This is a genomic window from Mycolicibacter senuensis (genome assembly GCF_002101885.1).
Taxonomy (GTDB): domain Bacteria; phylum Actinomycetota; class Actinomycetes; order Mycobacteriales; family Mycobacteriaceae; genus Mycobacterium; species Mycobacterium senuense.
Genome location: NZ_LQPS01000025.1, coordinates 84630 through 99264 on the forward strand (window position 1 = coordinate 84630; position 14635 = coordinate 99264).

Sequence of the window (14635 nt, forward strand, 5' to 3'; positions counted from 1 at the left end):
TGTGGGCAACCTCATCGTCGCTATCGCCGGGTCTTCCGGACTGATCGGCTCCGCGCTGGTCTCGGCCCTGCGCACCGACGGCCACCAGGTGCTGCGGATCGTGCGGCGCGCCCCGGCCAACGACGGCGAGCTGCGCTGGGACCCCGAGGCCGGCGACATCGACGTCGGTGCGCTGGCCGGCGTCGACGCGGTGGTCAATCTGTGTGGCATCGGGATCGGCGATCGCCGCTGGTCCGGGGCCTTCAAGCAGACTCTCCGTGACAGCCGGATCACCACCACCGAGGTGCTGTCGACCGCGGTCGCCGAGGCTCGGGTGCCGCTGTTGATCAACGCCAGCGGGGTCGGTTTCTACGGCGACACCGGCGCCCGCGCGGTCGACGAAGCCGCGCCGGCCGGCCAGGGGTTTCTGGCTCGGCTGGCACAGGACTGGGAGGCCGCGACCGCGCCGGCCCGCGCCGCCGGCGCCCGGGTGGTGCTGGCCCGTACCGGCCTGGTGCTGGCCCGGGCGGGTGGGCTGCTGGCAAGGTTGCGCCCGTTGTTCTCGCTGGGGCTGGGCAGCCGGCTGGGCAGCGGCCGCCAGTACATGTCCTGGATCAGCCTGGACGACGAGGTCCGGGCGTTGCGGTTCGCGATGACCGAGCCGGCGCTCAGCGGCCCGGTCAACCTGACCGGGCCGGCGCCGGTGACCAATGCCGAATTCACCGCAGCGCTGGGCCGGACGCTGAACCGGCCGGCCCCACTGCTGGTGCCCGGGTTCGCAGCGCGGGCAGCCTTCGGAGAGTTCGCCGGGGAAGGCCTGCTGGCCGGCCAGCGAGCCATCCCCGCCGCGCTGGAGCAGGCCGGCTTCCAGTTCCGGCACAACACCATCGGCGAGGCTCTGAGCTATGCCACCGAGCGCCCGACCCCGCTCTAGGTTCCCGCCGGGCGTGCCCGCGGTCCCGTTCCGGCGGCCCTTGCCGAGCCGGGTAGCCTGCGAGCATGAGGTCCATCCGGTCCAGCACCGCACCGCTCGACGTGCGCCAGCTCGGTACCGTCGACTACAGCACGGCCTGGCAGCTGCAGCGTGACCTGGCCGACGCCAGGGCCGCCGGCGGCCCCGACACGCTGCTGCTGTTGGAGCACCCGCCGGTCTACACCGCCGGCCGGCGTACCGAGCCGCACGAACGCCCGCTGCCGTCCGTTCAGGGAACGCCGGTGGTCGACGTCGACCGGGGCGGCAAGATCACCTGGCACGGCCCGGGGCAGCTGGTCGGCTATCCGATCATCGGCTTGACTGAACCGATGGACGTCGTCAATTACGTTCGCCGCCTTGAGGAATCGCTGATCGAGGTGTGTAATACCCTGGGCCTCAATGCGATTCGCATCGACGGCAGATCCGGAGTATGGCTGCCGGCCGACGACAGCCGTCCGGCCCGCAAGGTCGCCGCGGTCGGGGTGCGGGTGGCACGCGCGATCACCCTGCACGGGTTCGCGCTCAATTGTGACTGTGATCTCAGTGCGTTCGGGTCGATCGTGCCGTGCGGGCTCACCGATGCGGGCGTGACATCGCTGTCGGCGGAATTGGGGTTCGCGACCGGTGTCGAAGACGTACGGCGCGCGGTCGAGAGCGCGGTTGTCGACGCCCTCGACGGCGTGCTGCCGGTGCGCGACCACTTCGAGTCGCGCGTAACATCGACACGGTGAGCGCCGCCGGAGAAGGCCGTAGATTACGCCGGGCCGAAGCACGCAACGCCGAGACACCGATCGAGCGCAAACCGTCGTGGATCAAAACCCGCGCCCGAATGGGCCCGAACTACACCGACCTCAAACTGCTGGTCAAGCGGGAGAAGCTGCACACGGTGTGCGAGGAGGCCGGCTGCCCCAACATCTACGAGTGCTGGGAGGACCGGGAGGCCACGTTCCTGATCGGCGGCGAGGTCTGCACCCGCAACTGTTCGTTCTGCCTGATCAAATCGGGTAAGCCCAGCGAGCTCGACCGCGACGAGCCGCGTCGCGTCGCCGAGAGCGTGCAGGCGATGGGACTGCGGTATTCGACGGTGACCGGGGTCGCCCGCGACGACCTGGCCGACCAGGGTTCCTGGCTCTACGCCGAGACGGTGCGCGCCATCAAGGCGCTCAACCCCTCCACCGGCGTCGAACTGCTGATCCCCGACTTCGGCGGTCGGCCCGACCTGCTGGGCGAGGTGTTCGAATCCCGTCCGGAAGTACTGGCACACAACGTCGAGACCGTGCCCCGCATCTTCAGGTTGATTCGGCCCGGGTTCAGCTACGAGCGCAGCCTGAACGTGTTGACCCAGGCACGCGAGGCCGGGCTGGTCGCCAAGAGCAACCTCATCCTGGGCATGGGCGAGACCCCCGAGGAGATCCGGGCGGCGCTGGCCGACCTGCACGACGCCGGCGCCGAACTGGTGACCATCACCCAGTACCTGCGCCCCACCGAGCGACATCACCCGATCGACCGGTGGGTCAAGCCGGAGGAGTTCGTCGAGCACGCCCGGTATGCCGAGGAGCTCGGGTTCGCCGGGGTGATGTCCGGACCGTTGGTGCGTTCGTCGTACCGGGCCGGCCGGCTCTACCAGCAGGCCATGGCCCGTCGCGCCGAGCGGGACCGGACTCCGGCCCCCGGCTGATCACAAGCTCGGCTGCGTATCCTTGGTAACTATGCCCAGACCGCGCAACACCGCCGAGAACAAGGCGGCCCGGGAGGCCGCGAAAGCCACCCGCAAGGCCGCCAGCAAAGAGCGCCGCACCCAGCTGTGGCAGGCCTTCCAGCTGCAACGCAAAGAGGACAAGCGGCTGCTGCCGTACATGATCGGCGCATTTGTGCTGGTCGCAGGGGTGACGACGGTATTGGCGTTCAATGGCGGGACGTTCGCCAAGGTGACCACGATTCCGCTCGGCGTGCTGTTGGGCGCGCTGGTGGCGTTCGTGATCTTCGGCCGGCGCGCACAGCGGACGGTCTACCGCAAGGCCGAGGGGCAGGCCGGGGCGGCGGCGTGGGCGCTGGAGAACATGCGCGGCAAGTGGCGGGTCACCCAGGCGGTGGCGGCCACCGGGCAACTGGACGCCGTTCACCGCGTGGTCGGGCGCCCGGGTGTCATCTTCGTCGCGGAAGGCTCGGCCAGCCGACTCAAACCGCTGCTCGCCCAGGAGAAGAAGCGCACCGCGCGACTGGTCGGCGACGTACCGATCTATGACGTCGTGGTGGGCAACGGCGACGGCGAGGTGCCGCTGGCCAAGCTGGAGCGGTTCCTGACCAAACTTCCGGCCAATATCTCGGCCAAGCAGATGGAATCGCTGGAGTCGCGGCTGGCGGCACTGGGCTCGCGGACCGGTACCGCGGCCATGCCCAAGGGCCCGCTGCCCGGCGGCGCGAAGATGCGCGGCGTGCAGCGCGCGGTGCGGCGCCGGTAGGCCACCGACAGATTCAGCGGCTGCGCACCACGGCGGTTGCGGTGGCGCGATCATGCAGGCCGCGGCCGTCGGCGTCGACGAACAGCGCCGGGACCACCAGCGCGAGCAACAGGCCGCGCACCACCGCACGGATGAGGCCCACCCCGGTGCCGTCCACCGCGACCACCCGCAGCGCGAACACGTACTGGCCCGGTGTGAAGCCGAACAGCCGCAGCGCGGCCATGCCCAGCACCAGCCAGATGACCATCACCGCGGTGGCGAGCAGCTCCGCGGTCACCAGCCCCAGTGTCAGTCCCAGTCCGGCCAGTCCGTAGGCCACCAGCCAATCGACGACCAGCGCCAGCACTCGACGTCCCATCGGGGCCAACGATCCGGGGCCGGTGGGGGGCAGGCCCAGGCGCTGCCCCGGGGCCTCTTCGGGAAGCTGCGGTCGGGCCGACTCCGGCCCGGACAGCCACGATGAGAAAGTGCGGCTCATGCCTCCTACGATAAGCGGCTTGGAACCCGACCCGGCTTGGGCGGGTCCCGCCGTGGTTGCGTAACGTCAGCAGCGGCTACCCCGCCGTCCGACCGGGGCCACCAGCGGAGGAGAGCACTTCTGTGACCGACAAGACGGCCGACGACATTCTCAAGCTCGTGGCCGACGAGAACGTCGAGTACATCGACATCCAGTTCTGCGACTTGCCGGGCATGATGCAGCATCTGACGATCCCCGCGGCCACCCTCGACGCCAGTGTGTTCGGGGACGGGTTGGCCTTCGACGGTTCGTCGATCCGGGGCTTCCAGTCCATCCACGAGTCGGACATGATGCTGCTGCCCGACTTCTCCACCGCCCAGATCGACCCGTTTCGGGCGGCCAAGACGCTGAACCTGAACTTCTTCGTCCACGACCCGTTCACCCGTGAGCCCTACTCCCGCGATCCGCGCAACGTCGCCCGAAAAGCGGAGAACTACCTGACCAGCACCGGCATCGCCGACACCGCCTATTTCGGCGCCGAAGCCGAGTTCTACATCTTCGACTCGGTGAGTTTCGACTCGCAGATGAACGGCACCTTCTACGAGGTCGACTCGGACTCGGGCTGGTGGAACACCGGCTCGCCGACCGAGATCGGCGGAGGCGTCAACCGCGGCTACAAGACCCGCCCCAAGGGCGGATACTTCCCGGTGGCGCCCAACGACCATTACGTCGACCTGCGCGACACGATGACCACCAACCTCGCCAACGCGGGTCTGACCCTGGAGCGCGGGCACCACGAGTGCGGCTCCGGTGGGCAGGCCGAGATCAACTACCGGTTCAACACGCTGCTGCACGCCGCCGACGACCTGATGCTGTTCAAATACATCATCAAGAACACCGCCTGGGCGCACGGCAAGACGGTCACCTTCATGCCCAAACCACTGTTCGGCGACAACGGCTCGGGCATGCACGTACACATGTCGCTGTGGAAGAACGGTGATCCGCTGTTCTACGACGAGGCCGGCTACGCGGGGCTGTCCGACACCGCCCGACACTGCATCGGCGGCATCCTGCACCACGCCCCGTCACTGCTGGCATTCACCAACCCGACCATCAACTCGTTCAAGCGCCTGGTGCCGCACTACGAGGCGCCGATCAACCTGGTCTACAGCCAGCGCAACCGCTCGGCCTGCGTGCGCATCCCGATCACCGGCACCAACCCCAAGGCCAAGCGGCTGGAGTTCCGCTGCCCGGACTCCTCGGGCAATCCGTATCTGGCGTTCGCGGCGATGCTGATGGCCTGCATCGACGGCGTCAAGAACAAGATCGAGCCGCCCGACCCGGTCGACAAGGACCTCTACGAGCTGCCGCCCGACGAGGCGGCCGGCATAGCGCAGGCCCCGACCACGCTGGCCCAGGTGATGGACAACCTGGAAGCCGACCACGAATACCTCACCGAGGGCGGGGTTTTCACGCCGGATCTGATCGAGAACTGGGTCCGCTACAAGCGTGACCACGAGATCACCCCGATCAACCTGCGCCCGCACCCCTACGAGTTCGCGCTGTACTACGACTGCTGAGTCGAGACCCGGGTGTGGCTGACCCGCCACCCGGCCGGGATCGCATTACGGTCAACCACCGATTCGGCTGTGCAGCAACGGCACACCGGGACCCTCGAGTTCCGGCGTGACACCGCGGCGACCGGCCATCGCCATCAGCAGGGCTTCGCCCCGACCGTGGACGTCAGGCCCCCGCCCGGCGGTCCAGTCGACGTCGGTGGCGATCAACCGGAGCCCGCGAATCCGCGAGCGGGCATGGATCGGCGGCGCGAATCGGGCAAAGTTCAGGGCGGGAATCAACCGGTCAGCGGGGATGTCGCGGGGAAGGCCCAGCGGCCGGCGGACGTCCTGCTGGTGAACCATCCCGTCCAGCAGTGCAATCCGGCTGCCGAATGCCGTCGTGAGCCCGCGGGGCCGGACACTGCGGTCAAGCAGATCAACGAGTTGCCGCGAGTCCTGGTTCGCGCATTCGGCCAGGCCGATCGCATTGGCGCCGCTGAGCCGCAGCCGGCCGCGCGCGAACCGGCGCACGACCTCGGCCGGGCCCAGCTCTTCGTAGCTGAGCAGGTGGGCGACGACGTCGCGAACCGTCCAGCCCGCGCACAGCGACGGCGCCTGCCACTGCGGGAGTGCAAGTGATTTCAGCAGTACCGCGAAGTCTGCTCGCTCAGCCTCGGCAAGCGCGCTCACGTCCCACGTCATTGCCGACGATCGTACGGTCAGAACCGACGATCGTAGGGTCAGATCCCGAAGTCGAAGAAGTCCGCCATGGTCACGGCATCGTCGAAGAGGCTGCCGATCCACACCACGGGCGCCGACACCAGCGCAAGCGGGATCACCTCGCCGAAGGTGATCCCCAGCATCTGGAATTGCGCGGACATGGCGTCGGCCACCGAGCCCTCGCCGACCGCACCCTCGAATTCCTGCGCGGCATCCAGCATCGATTCGCCGGCATCCGCCCACTGCTGATTCAGCGGTGCGAAGAACAGCTGGTCGATCAGCGACGACATCGACCCGGAATGCTCGAGGATCGTCGCTTCGGCCGGCGCGAGCCGGTCGCTCACGATGTCCACTGTGCGGTCGATGATGCTCGGGAAACGATCGAGTGCCGCAACCGCCGACAGCATCGAGTCGGACAGCTCTGAGGTGTCGATCCCGGTGATGACGTCCCTGGCGTCCCCGAAGTTCGTGCCGGCGATGATCAACAGCTCGGTCGAATCGGCGTTGTCGCCGGCGACTGCGATACCGGCGAGCTGATCGGCGGTGCCGGCGTGGGCGCCACCCAGCCCGATCGTCACCGCAACCGCTACGGCCCCGCTGACCAGGCCGACTCCGACTCCGAAACGACGCCCATAAGCCGCCATCAGCACGTTCCTCTTCCCCGAACCCGCACCGTCGGCCCGAGGGCCATGCGGACATGAATGTTTATGAAGAGAACCCTAGCAAACATTCAGATAACCTGGAGAATTCTTCGCCGGCCGAACCCGCCCCACGGGGTGCGCCGGCCGTCACTCCACCGCGTCGCGGGCCCACGACGGCAGGATGAACACCCCGTCGGCCTCCACCGTCACACCGGACGCGTCCGCGATGTGTCCGCGGGCATAGGTTTTGAAGCCCTCCGTGCGGTAGATCGAGGCTTCGGCGCGCAACGGTCCCAACGGCGTACCGCGCAGGTACTTCACGGTGATGGTGCCGGTGTAGAGCGCCTTGGTCAGACCGTCGCTGGCGGCCTCCCCGAGCAGGTGGTCGAGCACCAGGGCGCTGACCCCGCCGTGGACCAGGCCCGGCGGCCCTTCGTAGGCCGCCCCGAGATGGAAATCGGCCCAGCAGTCACCGGCCTCGCCGTGCTCGATCACCAGCGGAGGGGCGATCGGGTTGCGCAGGCCGATGACGGCGTTGCCCCATGCCAGCGGCCGCCCCTCGACCACGTAACGCATCCCCGGTGCCTCGCTCAGCGTTCCGGCCTGCAGTCGCTCGGTCAGCTCGCGCAGCTGAGCGGTCACCTCGCGAGCCGTGGCGTCGTCGGTCTGGGTGCGGATGCTGACGTCGATCAGATCGCGCACCGCCTGTGCCAGCGGTCCGTAACGATCCAACAGCCGCGCACTCTCATCGGTGCTGATCGTCGGCACGTTCGAGCCCGGCCTGAACTGCATCACAGATGTTCTCCCTCTAGTCTCCGAATACCTTGCGCACCACGGCTTTCGCGCGACGCGTCACCCGCAGATAGTTGTCCAGGAACTCGCCACCGTCACCGTCGGGCCAGCCGGCGGCCACCGCCACCGCGTTCAGCGCACGCCCCGGCCCGGGCAGCTGGTCGGTCGGTTTGCCCCGCACCAGCACCAGCGCGTTGCGAGCCCGGGTCGCGGTCAGCCAGGCCTGCCGGAGCCGGTCGACGTCGTCTTCGTCGACCAGTCCGGCATCGGCGATAGCGTCCAGCGTCTCCAGCGTCGAGGTGTTGTGCAGCGCCGGGACATCGTGCGCGTGGCGCAGCTGCAGCAACTGCACGGTCCACTCGACGTCGGCCAGCCCGCCCCGGCCCAGCTTGGTGTGCGTGTTGGGATCGGCGCCCCGCGGCAGCCGCTCGGCGTCGACGCGGGCCTTGACCCGGCGGATCTCCCGCACGGCGTCGGCAGACACCCCGCCGGCCGGGTACCGGGTGCGGTCGACCATCAGCAGGAACCGGCGTCCCAATTCCACATCCCCGGCCACCCGGTGCGCCCGCAGCAACGCCTGGATCTCCCACGGCTGCGCCCACTGGTCGTAGTAGGCCGCATACGAGGCCAGGGTGCGCACCGGCGGGCCGGTGCGGCCCTCCGGCCGCAGGTTGATGTCCACCTGCAGCGGCGGGTCGGCGCTGGCGGTGCCCAGCAGAGCCCGGACCTGCTCGGCGATCGAGGTGGCCCAGCGCACCGCGTCGGTGTCGCTGACCCCCGCCACCTGTTCGTTGGCCTCGCAGACGAACATCACGTCGGCATCCGAGCCGTAGCCGAGCTCGCGGCCGCCGAGCCGCCCCATGGCGATGACGGCGATCCGTGCCGGTGCCGACTCCGCCGGGTCGTCAGGCAGGTTGACCCGGATGATCGCGTCCAGGCTGGCCTGCAACACCGCCACCCACACCGACGTCAACGCCGCGCAGACGTCACGGACATCGAGCATGCCGAGCAGGTCGGCCGAGGCGACCCGGGCCAGCTCGTGACGGCGCAGGCTGCGAGCGGCGGCGATCCCGCGCACCGGGTCTGCGTGGCGGGCCGCCGAGGCGATCAGTGCCCGCGCCACCGCGTCCGGTTCGGGGTCCAGCAGTTTCGGCCCGGACGGCCCGTCGCCGTAGGCCTGCAGCACATCCGGCGCTCGTATCAACAGTTCCGGGATGTAGGCCGAGGTGCCCAGCACCCGCATCAGCCGCTTGGCGACGGCGCTGCTGTCGCGCAGGGTGCTCAGATACCAGCGATGGGCGGCCAACGCCTCGCTGAGCCGCCGGTAGGCCAGCAGCCCGGCGTCGGGGTTGGGGGTGTCCGACAGCCAGTACAGCAGCTTGGGCAGCAGCACCGTCTGCACCCGGCCGCGGCGGCCGCTCTGGTTGGTCAGCGCCGCCAGATGCGTCAGGGCGTTCTGCGGCGCGTCATAGCCGAGCGCGGCCAGTTGCCGTTCGGCGGCGCCGGGCGTCAGACCGCCGGCCAGCTCGAGACCCGCGGGACCGACCGCTTCCAGCAGCGGCTGGTAGAACAGCTTGGCGTGCAGCCGCGATACCCGCACGTTCTGCGCTTTGAGCTCCTCGCGCAGCACTCCCAGCGCGTCGTGGCGGGCGTTCGGCCGGACGTGGGCCGAGCGGGCCAGCCAGCGCAACGCCTCGTCGTCGTCGGGCGGCGGCAACATGTGGGTGCGCTTGAGCCGCTGCAACTGCAGCCGGTGTTCGAGAAGCCGCAGGAACTCATACGACGCGGTCAGGGTGGCCGCGTCCTCGCGGCCGATGTAGCCCCCGGCGCCCAGCGCCGCCAGGGCGTCGACGGTGGACGCCACATGTAGCGACTCGTCGCCGCGGCCGTGGACCAGCTGCAGCAGTTGCACCGCGAACTCCACGTCGCGCAGCCCTCCGGTGCCCAGCTTGATCTCCCGGTCCCGGATCTCGGCGGGCACCAGCTGTGCCACCCGCCGGCGCATCGCTTGGACGTCGGCGACGAAATCGTCACGCTCGCAAGCGGTCCACACCATCGGCAGCAGCGCGTCGACGTAGGCGCGGCCCAGCTCGGCGTCGCCGGCGGCGGGGCGGGCCTTGAGCAACGCCTGAAACTCCCAGGTCTTGGCCCACCGCTGGTAGTAGGCGATGTGCGACTCCAGGGTTCGCACCAGCGCACCCTGCCGGCCCTCCGGTCGCAGCCCGGCATCCACTTCGAAGAACGCCTCACCCGCCACCGTCATCAGTTCCCCGGCGACCCTGCTGCTCACCGCGTCGGCTTCCTCGGCGACGAAGATGACGTCGACGTCGCTGACGTAATTCAGTTCCCGCGCCCCGGATTTGCCCATCGCGATCACGGCCAGCCGCGGCGCGGCGGTGTCGTCTGCGCCGCACACGTGCTTCTCTGCCACCTGCAGCGCCGCGGCCAGCGCGGCGTCGGCCAGGTCGGCCAGATGCGCCCCGACGGCCACGAAGGGCAGCGTCGGCAGCGGCTCCACGGTGGGCGCGAGATCCAGCGCCGCCAACACCAGCAGCCGGTCGCGGTAGAGCACCCGCAGGCGCTCGACGTAGGCGCCGTCGGTCGTCTCGGCGATGGCCTCGGCGAACATGGCGCGCAACGCATCCGCCGACGGCAGGGTGATCACACCGTCGGACGCACCGTCGGCACCCTCCGGGCTCGCCAACAGCTTCCACGACTGCGGGTGGGTCAGCAGGTGATCCCCCAGTGCCAGCGAGGACCCCAGCACCCCGAACAGTCGCCCGCGCAGCCCGCGATCGACCAGCAACGCCGCGCTCAGCTCGGCCCAGTCGATTCCCGGCGCCTCCGACAGCCGGACCAGCGTGCGCAGGGCGACGTCGGCGTCGGGTGCTCGCGACAGCGCCCAGAGCACGTCGACGTGCGGTTGGGTGTAGGTGCTGTACCAGCCCAGTGCCGTCAGGTCCGCGGCGGCGTACCGGTCGACCAAACCGAGCCGCCCGACGCTGGGCAGCTTGCGGCGCTGCGCTCCCGGGTAGGCCACGAGGCGTCCGGACTAGAGCGCCAGGTAGTTCTGCAGCTCGTAGGGGGTCACGTGGCTGCGATAGTTCGCCCACTCCTGGCGCTTGTTGCGCAGGAAGAAGTCGAAAACCTGCTCCCCCAACGCCTCTGCGACCAGCTCGGAGTTCTCCATCTCGGACAGCGCACGCTCCAGGGTGCCGGGCAGTTCCCGGTAGCCCATCGCCCGGCGCTCCTCGGGGGTCAGCGCCCACACGTTGTCCTCGGCCTCCGGGCCGAGCTCGTAGCCCTTCTCCACCCCGCGCAGGCCCGCGGCCAGCAGCACCGCGAAGGTCAGGTACGGATTGCATGCCGAGTCCGGGCTGCGCACCTCGACGCGCCGCGACGACGTCTTGTGGGGGCTGTACATCGGCACCCGCACCAGCGCCGACCGGTTGGAGGCACCCCAGGAGGCCGCGGTGGGCGCCTCCCCACCGTGGATCAGCCGCTTGTAGGAGTTCACCCACTGGTTGGTGACGGCACTGATCTCGTTGGCGTGCTCCAGGATTCCGGCGATGAACGACTTGGCGACATCCGAGAGTTGCAGTGGGTCGTCGGGGCTGTGGAAGGCGTTGACCTCCCCCTCGAACAGGCTCATGTGGGTGTGCATGGCCGAACCGGCGTATTCGCGGAACGGCTTGGGCATGAACGACGCCCGCACCCCCTCTTTGAGCGCGATCTCTTTGATCAGGTAGCGGAACGTCATCACGTTGTCGGCCATCGACAGCGCGTCGGCGTAACGCAGGTCGATCTCCTGCTGGCCCGGAGCGTTCTCGTGGTGGCTGTACTCCACCGAGATCCCCATCGTCTCCAGCGCCTCGATCGCGTGCCGGCGGAAGTTGGCGGCCGAGCCGTGGATCGCCTGGTCGAAGTAGCCGGCGTCGTCGGCGGGCACCGGCGTGCTGCCGTCATAGGGACCGGGTTCGAGCAGGAAGAATTCGATCTCGGGGTGCACGTAGCAGGCGAAGCCCAGTTCCCCGGCCTTGGCCAGTTGCCGGCGCAGCACGTGCCGCGACGACGCCCACGCCGGCGATCCGTCCGGCATGGTGATGTCGCAGAACATCCGCGCCGAGTACTGCCGGCCGGCGTCGGAGGTCCATGGCAGCAACTGGAACGTGGACGGGTCGGGGTGGGCGACCATGTCCGATTCGAAGACCCTGGCGAAGCCCTCGATCGCCGACCCGTCGAAGCCCACGCCCTCCTCGAAGGCACCCTCGAGCTCAGCCGGTGCGATCGCGACCGACTTCAGGTATCCGAGGACGTCGGTGAACCAGAGCCGGACGAAGCGGATGTCGCGTTCCTCCAGCGTGCGGAGCACAAACTCCTTCTGACGGTCCATACCGCGAAGCGTAGCAGCGCTCAGCACTTCGCATCGGTCGGCGGCAACGTGCCGTCGATCAGGTAACGCGTGGCGAACCCGTCGACGCATTCGTTGCCCTGGAACACCACCGTGTGCTGGGTTCCGTTGAACGTCAGCAGCCCGCCGCGCAACTGTTTGGCCAGGTCCACACCGGCCTGATACGGGGTGGCCGGGTCGCGGGTGGTCGACACCACCATCGTCGGCGGCAGATCCGGCACCGAGATGGTGTGCGGCTCGCTGGTCGGCGGCACCGGCCAGAACGCGCAGGTGCTCAGCGGCGCGTCACCGGTGAACTTGCCGTAACTCATGAACGGCGCCAGCTCACGCGACCGCCGGTCCTCGTCGATCACCTTGGCGCGGTCGGTGATCGGCGGCTGGTCGACGCAGTTGACCGCCACCCGGGCGTCGGTCGCGTTGGTGTACTGGCCCTTGGCGTCGCGGCGCATGTAGAGGTCGGCCAGACTCAGCATGATGTCGCCGCGTCCGCCCGCCAGGTCCGACAGCCCGTCGTTGAGGTGCGTCCAGAACGTCGGCGAGTACAGCGCCATGATGGTGCCGACGATGGCGTCGCTGTAGGCGAGCCCGCGCGGGTCCTTGGTCTTGGCGGGCTTGTCCACCAGTGGGTCGACCAGGCTGTGGTAGACGTCGACGGCCTTGTCCGGATCGGTGCCCAGCGGGCACTCCGGCTCCTTGGCGCAGTCCTCCGCGAAGTCGTCGAAGGCGCCCTGGAACGCCTGCGCCTGGCGCAGGTCCTCCTCGATCGGGTCGGCGTTGGGGTCGACCGCGCCGTCGAGGATCATCGCGCGCACGTTCTGCGGGAAGGCCTCGGCGTAGGCCGAGCCGATCCGGGTGCCGTAGGAATATCCCAGATAGGTCAGCTTGTCATCGCCCAGCCCGGCCCGAATGGCGTCGAGGTCGCGGGCCACGTTCACGGTGCCGACGTTGGCCAGGAACTCCTTGCCGGTCTTCTCCAGGCAGCGCTCGACGTATTCCTTGGTCTCGTTCTCGATGCGCTCCACGCCCTCGGGGCTGTAGTCGACCTGGTTCAGCGCCCGCAGCCGGTCGTTCTCCTTGTCGGAGTTGCACCAGACCGCCGGGCGGCTCGACGCCACCCCGCGCGGGTCGAATCCGACCAGGTCGAAGTGCTCGCGGACCTTACGCGGCAGCGTGCTGACCAGGCCCACCGCGGTCTCGATGCCGGATTCGCCCGGCCCGCCGGGATTGATCACCAGGGAGCCGATCTTGTCCTTGGTGGCCGGGAACCGGATCATCGCCAGCCGGGCCACGGCGCCCTCGGGGTTGGAGTAGTCGACCGGCACCGCGATGAATCCGCACTGGGCGTCGTCGGGCACTTTGATGTTGGTGTCGGCGGTGAAACGGCACTTGTCCCACTGCACCGGCTGGCCGACCCGCGGCGCGGCCAATACCGCATGTCCCGGCGTCATCTTGGTGCAGCTGCCGACCGTGAGCGCCGCCATCGCGATCGCGAGGCAGGTCAGAGTCGTGCGCGCGATCCTGTCGCGGCGGGTCGGCGGGGTCATGACACCACATGCTGCCATGCACGCGCGGCCACCTCCCCGCACCCGGTCGCTCAGCGCGTGGCGTCGCGGCGTCCGCCCGCTGATCGGGCCGACCGGCTCGGGTGTGAGGAAATCCACTCCACCTGGTGCTTCAGCAGCACCGCCGCAGGTGGCACACTGGCTGATGTCAGACGACCCGGGGACCCTGGCTGAGGGCTTCGAGGATCGACCCGACCGATTCAAGGGACAACGATGTCTGAGCACGTTTACGGCGCTCCGCGCGATCACGAATCCGAACCGGCCCGCATTGCTCCGCAGACCCGCGTTCATCATCTGCAACAGCTGAAGGGCGAAGGCCGCAAGTGGGCGATGCTCACGGCCTATGACTACTCCACGGCCCGGATCTTCGACGACGCCGGCATCCCGGTGCTGCTGGTGGGCGACTCGGCGGCCAACGTGGTCTACGGCTACGACAGCACCGTGCCGATCTCGATCGATGAGCTGATCCCGCTGGTCCGCGCGGTGGTGCGCGGCGCCCCGCATGCGCTGGTGGTCGCCGACCTGCCGTTCGGCTCCTATGAGGGCGGACCGGCGGCCGCACTGGCCACCGCCACCCGCTTCATGAAGGAGGGCGGCGCCCACGCGGTCAAGCTGGAAGGTGGCGAGCGGGTGTCCGAGCAGATCGCGACGCTGTCCGCGGCCGGCATCCCGGTGATGGCGCACATCGGCTTCACCCCGCAGAGCGTCAACACCCTCGGCGGTTTCCGGGTGCAGGGTCGCGGTGATGCCGCCGAGCAGACCATCCACGATGCGATCGCCGTCGCCGAGGCGGGTGCGTTCGCGGTGGTGATGGAGATGGTGCCCGCGGAGTTGGCCACCCAGATCACCGGCAAGCTGACCATCCCGACCGTCGGGATCGGCGCCGGGCCCAACTGCGACGCCCAGGTGCTGGTGTGGCAGGACATGGCCGGCATGACCACCGGCAAGACCGCCCGGTTCGTCAAGCGCTTCGGCGACGTGGGTGCTGAATTGCGCCGTGCGGCAACGCAGTACGCCGGCGAGGTGGCAGCGGGAAGCTTCCCGGCCGAGGAACACTGCTTCTAGAAAGCAGTATCCGG

At 69.2% G+C, this 14635-nt stretch carries 13 protein-coding genes; 6 read left to right on the forward strand and 7 right to left on the reverse strand.

The window, feature by feature from the left end; genetic code table 11:
• The first annotated feature begins 1 nt into the window (after position 1).
• From AWC24_RS05200 to AWC24_RS05215, 4 genes are all read left to right on the forward strand, one after another.
• Positions 2 to 913 carry a TIGR01777 family oxidoreductase gene (locus tag AWC24_RS05200; protein WP_085082717.1) on the forward strand — a complete coding sequence of 304 codons (912 nt, stop codon included), beginning with the start codon at positions 2 to 4 and terminating at the stop codon, positions 911 to 913.
• 65 nt (positions 914 to 978) lie between these two features.
• Positions 979 to 1683, forward strand: a complete 705-nt coding sequence (lipB, locus tag AWC24_RS05205; protein WP_085082719.1) for a lipoyl(octanoyl) transferase LipB — start codon at positions 979 to 981, stop codon at positions 1681 to 1683.
• The gene (gene lipA / locus AWC24_RS05210; protein ID WP_085082721.1) at positions 1680 to 2630 is read left to right on the forward strand and encodes a lipoyl synthase; all 951 of its coding nucleotides are present in this window, start codon (positions 1680 to 1682) and stop codon (positions 2628 to 2630) included. Before lipB ends, lipA begins: the two co-directional genes overlap by 4 nt.
• A 31-nt stretch (positions 2631 to 2661) precedes the next feature.
• Entirely contained in the window at positions 2662 to 3414 is a 753-nt protein-coding gene (locus AWC24_RS05215; protein WP_085082723.1) for a DUF4191 domain-containing protein, read from the forward strand.
• Positions 3415 to 3427: 13 nt separating this feature from the next.
• Here AWC24_RS05215 and AWC24_RS05220 read toward each other — a convergent pair whose 3' ends face one another.
• Positions 3428 to 3892 carry an RDD family protein gene (locus AWC24_RS05220; protein WP_085082725.1) on the reverse strand — a complete coding sequence of 155 codons (465 nt, stop codon included), beginning with the start codon at positions 3890 to 3892 and terminating at the stop codon, positions 3428 to 3430.
• A gap of 122 nt (positions 3893 to 4014) precedes the next feature.
• Between AWC24_RS05220 and glnA (AWC24_RS05225) the strand changes: the two genes are divergently transcribed.
• Positions 4015 to 5451, forward strand: coding sequence for a type I glutamate--ammonia ligase (gene glnA / locus AWC24_RS05225; RefSeq protein WP_085082727.1), 1437 nt, complete (start codon positions 4015 to 4017; stop codon positions 5449 to 5451).
• Positions 5452 to 5502: 51 nt separating this feature from the next.
• Here the strand turns inward: glnA (AWC24_RS05225) and AWC24_RS05230 are convergent, their stop codons facing one another.
• The 6 genes from AWC24_RS05230 to AWC24_RS05255 form a co-directional block, all read right to left on the reverse strand.
• Complete coding sequence (locus tag AWC24_RS05230; protein ID WP_085082729.1) at positions 5503 to 6132, reverse strand: maleylpyruvate isomerase family mycothiol-dependent enzyme; 630 nt, start codon at positions 6130 to 6132, stop codon at positions 5503 to 5505.
• 38 nt (positions 6133 to 6170) lie between these two features.
• Entirely contained in the window at positions 6171 to 6794 is a 624-nt protein-coding gene (locus tag AWC24_RS05235) for a hypothetical protein (RefSeq protein WP_085082869.1), read from the reverse strand.
• A gap of 144 nt (positions 6795 to 6938) precedes the next feature.
• The gene (locus tag AWC24_RS05240) at positions 6939 to 7583 is read right to left on the reverse strand and encodes a PaaI family thioesterase (RefSeq protein ID WP_085082731.1); all 645 of its coding nucleotides are present in this window, start codon (positions 7581 to 7583) and stop codon (positions 6939 to 6941) included.
• Between the two features lie 16 nt (positions 7584 to 7599).
• Positions 7600 to 10623 (reverse strand): bifunctional [glutamine synthetase] adenylyltransferase/[glutamine synthetase]-adenylyl-L-tyrosine phosphorylase, encoded by a 3024-nt coding sequence (locus AWC24_RS05245; protein WP_085082733.1) that lies wholly within the window; start codon positions 10621 to 10623, stop codon positions 7600 to 7602.
• A gap of 12 nt (positions 10624 to 10635) precedes the next feature.
• Positions 10636 to 11976, reverse strand: a complete 1341-nt coding sequence (gene glnA, locus AWC24_RS05250; RefSeq protein WP_085082735.1) for a type I glutamate--ammonia ligase — start codon at positions 11974 to 11976, stop codon at positions 10636 to 10638.
• Between the two features lie 20 nt (positions 11977 to 11996).
• Complete coding sequence (locus AWC24_RS05255) at positions 11997 to 13538, reverse strand: alpha/beta hydrolase (RefSeq protein WP_085082737.1); 1542 nt, start codon at positions 13536 to 13538, stop codon at positions 11997 to 11999.
• Positions 13539 to 13769: 231 nt separating this feature from the next.
• Here AWC24_RS05255 and panB point away from each other — a divergent pair, with 231 nt between their 5' ends.
• Positions 13770 to 14621: a 3-methyl-2-oxobutanoate hydroxymethyltransferase gene (gene panB, locus AWC24_RS05260; RefSeq protein ID WP_085082739.1), complete on the forward strand. Its 852-nt coding sequence runs from the start codon at positions 13770 to 13772 to the stop codon at positions 14619 to 14621.
• The last annotated feature ends 14 nt before the right edge of the window (positions 14622 to 14635 follow it).

Excerpts from the sequence above, each read along its gene's own strand:
- glnA (WP_085082735.1), bottom strand. The coding sequence starts at position 11,976 with ATGGACCGTCAGAAGGAGTTTGTGCTCCGCACGCTGGAGGAACGCGAC.
- AWC24_RS05230 (WP_085082729.1), bottom strand. The coding sequence starts at position 6,132 with ATGACGTGGGACGTGAGCGCGCTTGCCGAGGCTGAGCGAGCAGACTTC.
- lipB (WP_085082719.1), top strand. The coding sequence starts at position 979 with ATGAGGTCCATCCGGTCCAGCACCGCACCGCTCGACGTGCGCCAGCTC.
- AWC24_RS05220 (WP_085082725.1), bottom strand. The coding sequence starts at position 3,892 with ATGAGCCGCACTTTCTCATCGTGGCTGTCCGGGCCGGAGTCGGCCCGA.
- AWC24_RS05235 (WP_085082869.1), bottom strand. The coding sequence starts at position 6,794 with ATGGCGGCTTATGGGCGTCGTTTCGGAGTCGGAGTCGGCCTGGTCAGC.
- AWC24_RS05255 (WP_085082737.1), bottom strand. The coding sequence starts at position 13,538 with ATGACCCCGCCGACCCGCCGCGACAGGATCGCGCGCACGACTCTGACC.
- AWC24_RS05240 (WP_085082731.1), bottom strand. The coding sequence starts at position 7,583 with ATGCAGTTCAGGCCGGGCTCGAACGTGCCGACGATCAGCACCGATGAG.
- AWC24_RS05215 (WP_085082723.1), top strand. The coding sequence starts at position 2,662 with ATGCCCAGACCGCGCAACACCGCCGAGAACAAGGCGGCCCGGGAGGCC.
- panB (WP_085082739.1), top strand. The coding sequence starts at position 13,770 with ATGTCTGAGCACGTTTACGGCGCTCCGCGCGATCACGAATCCGAACCG.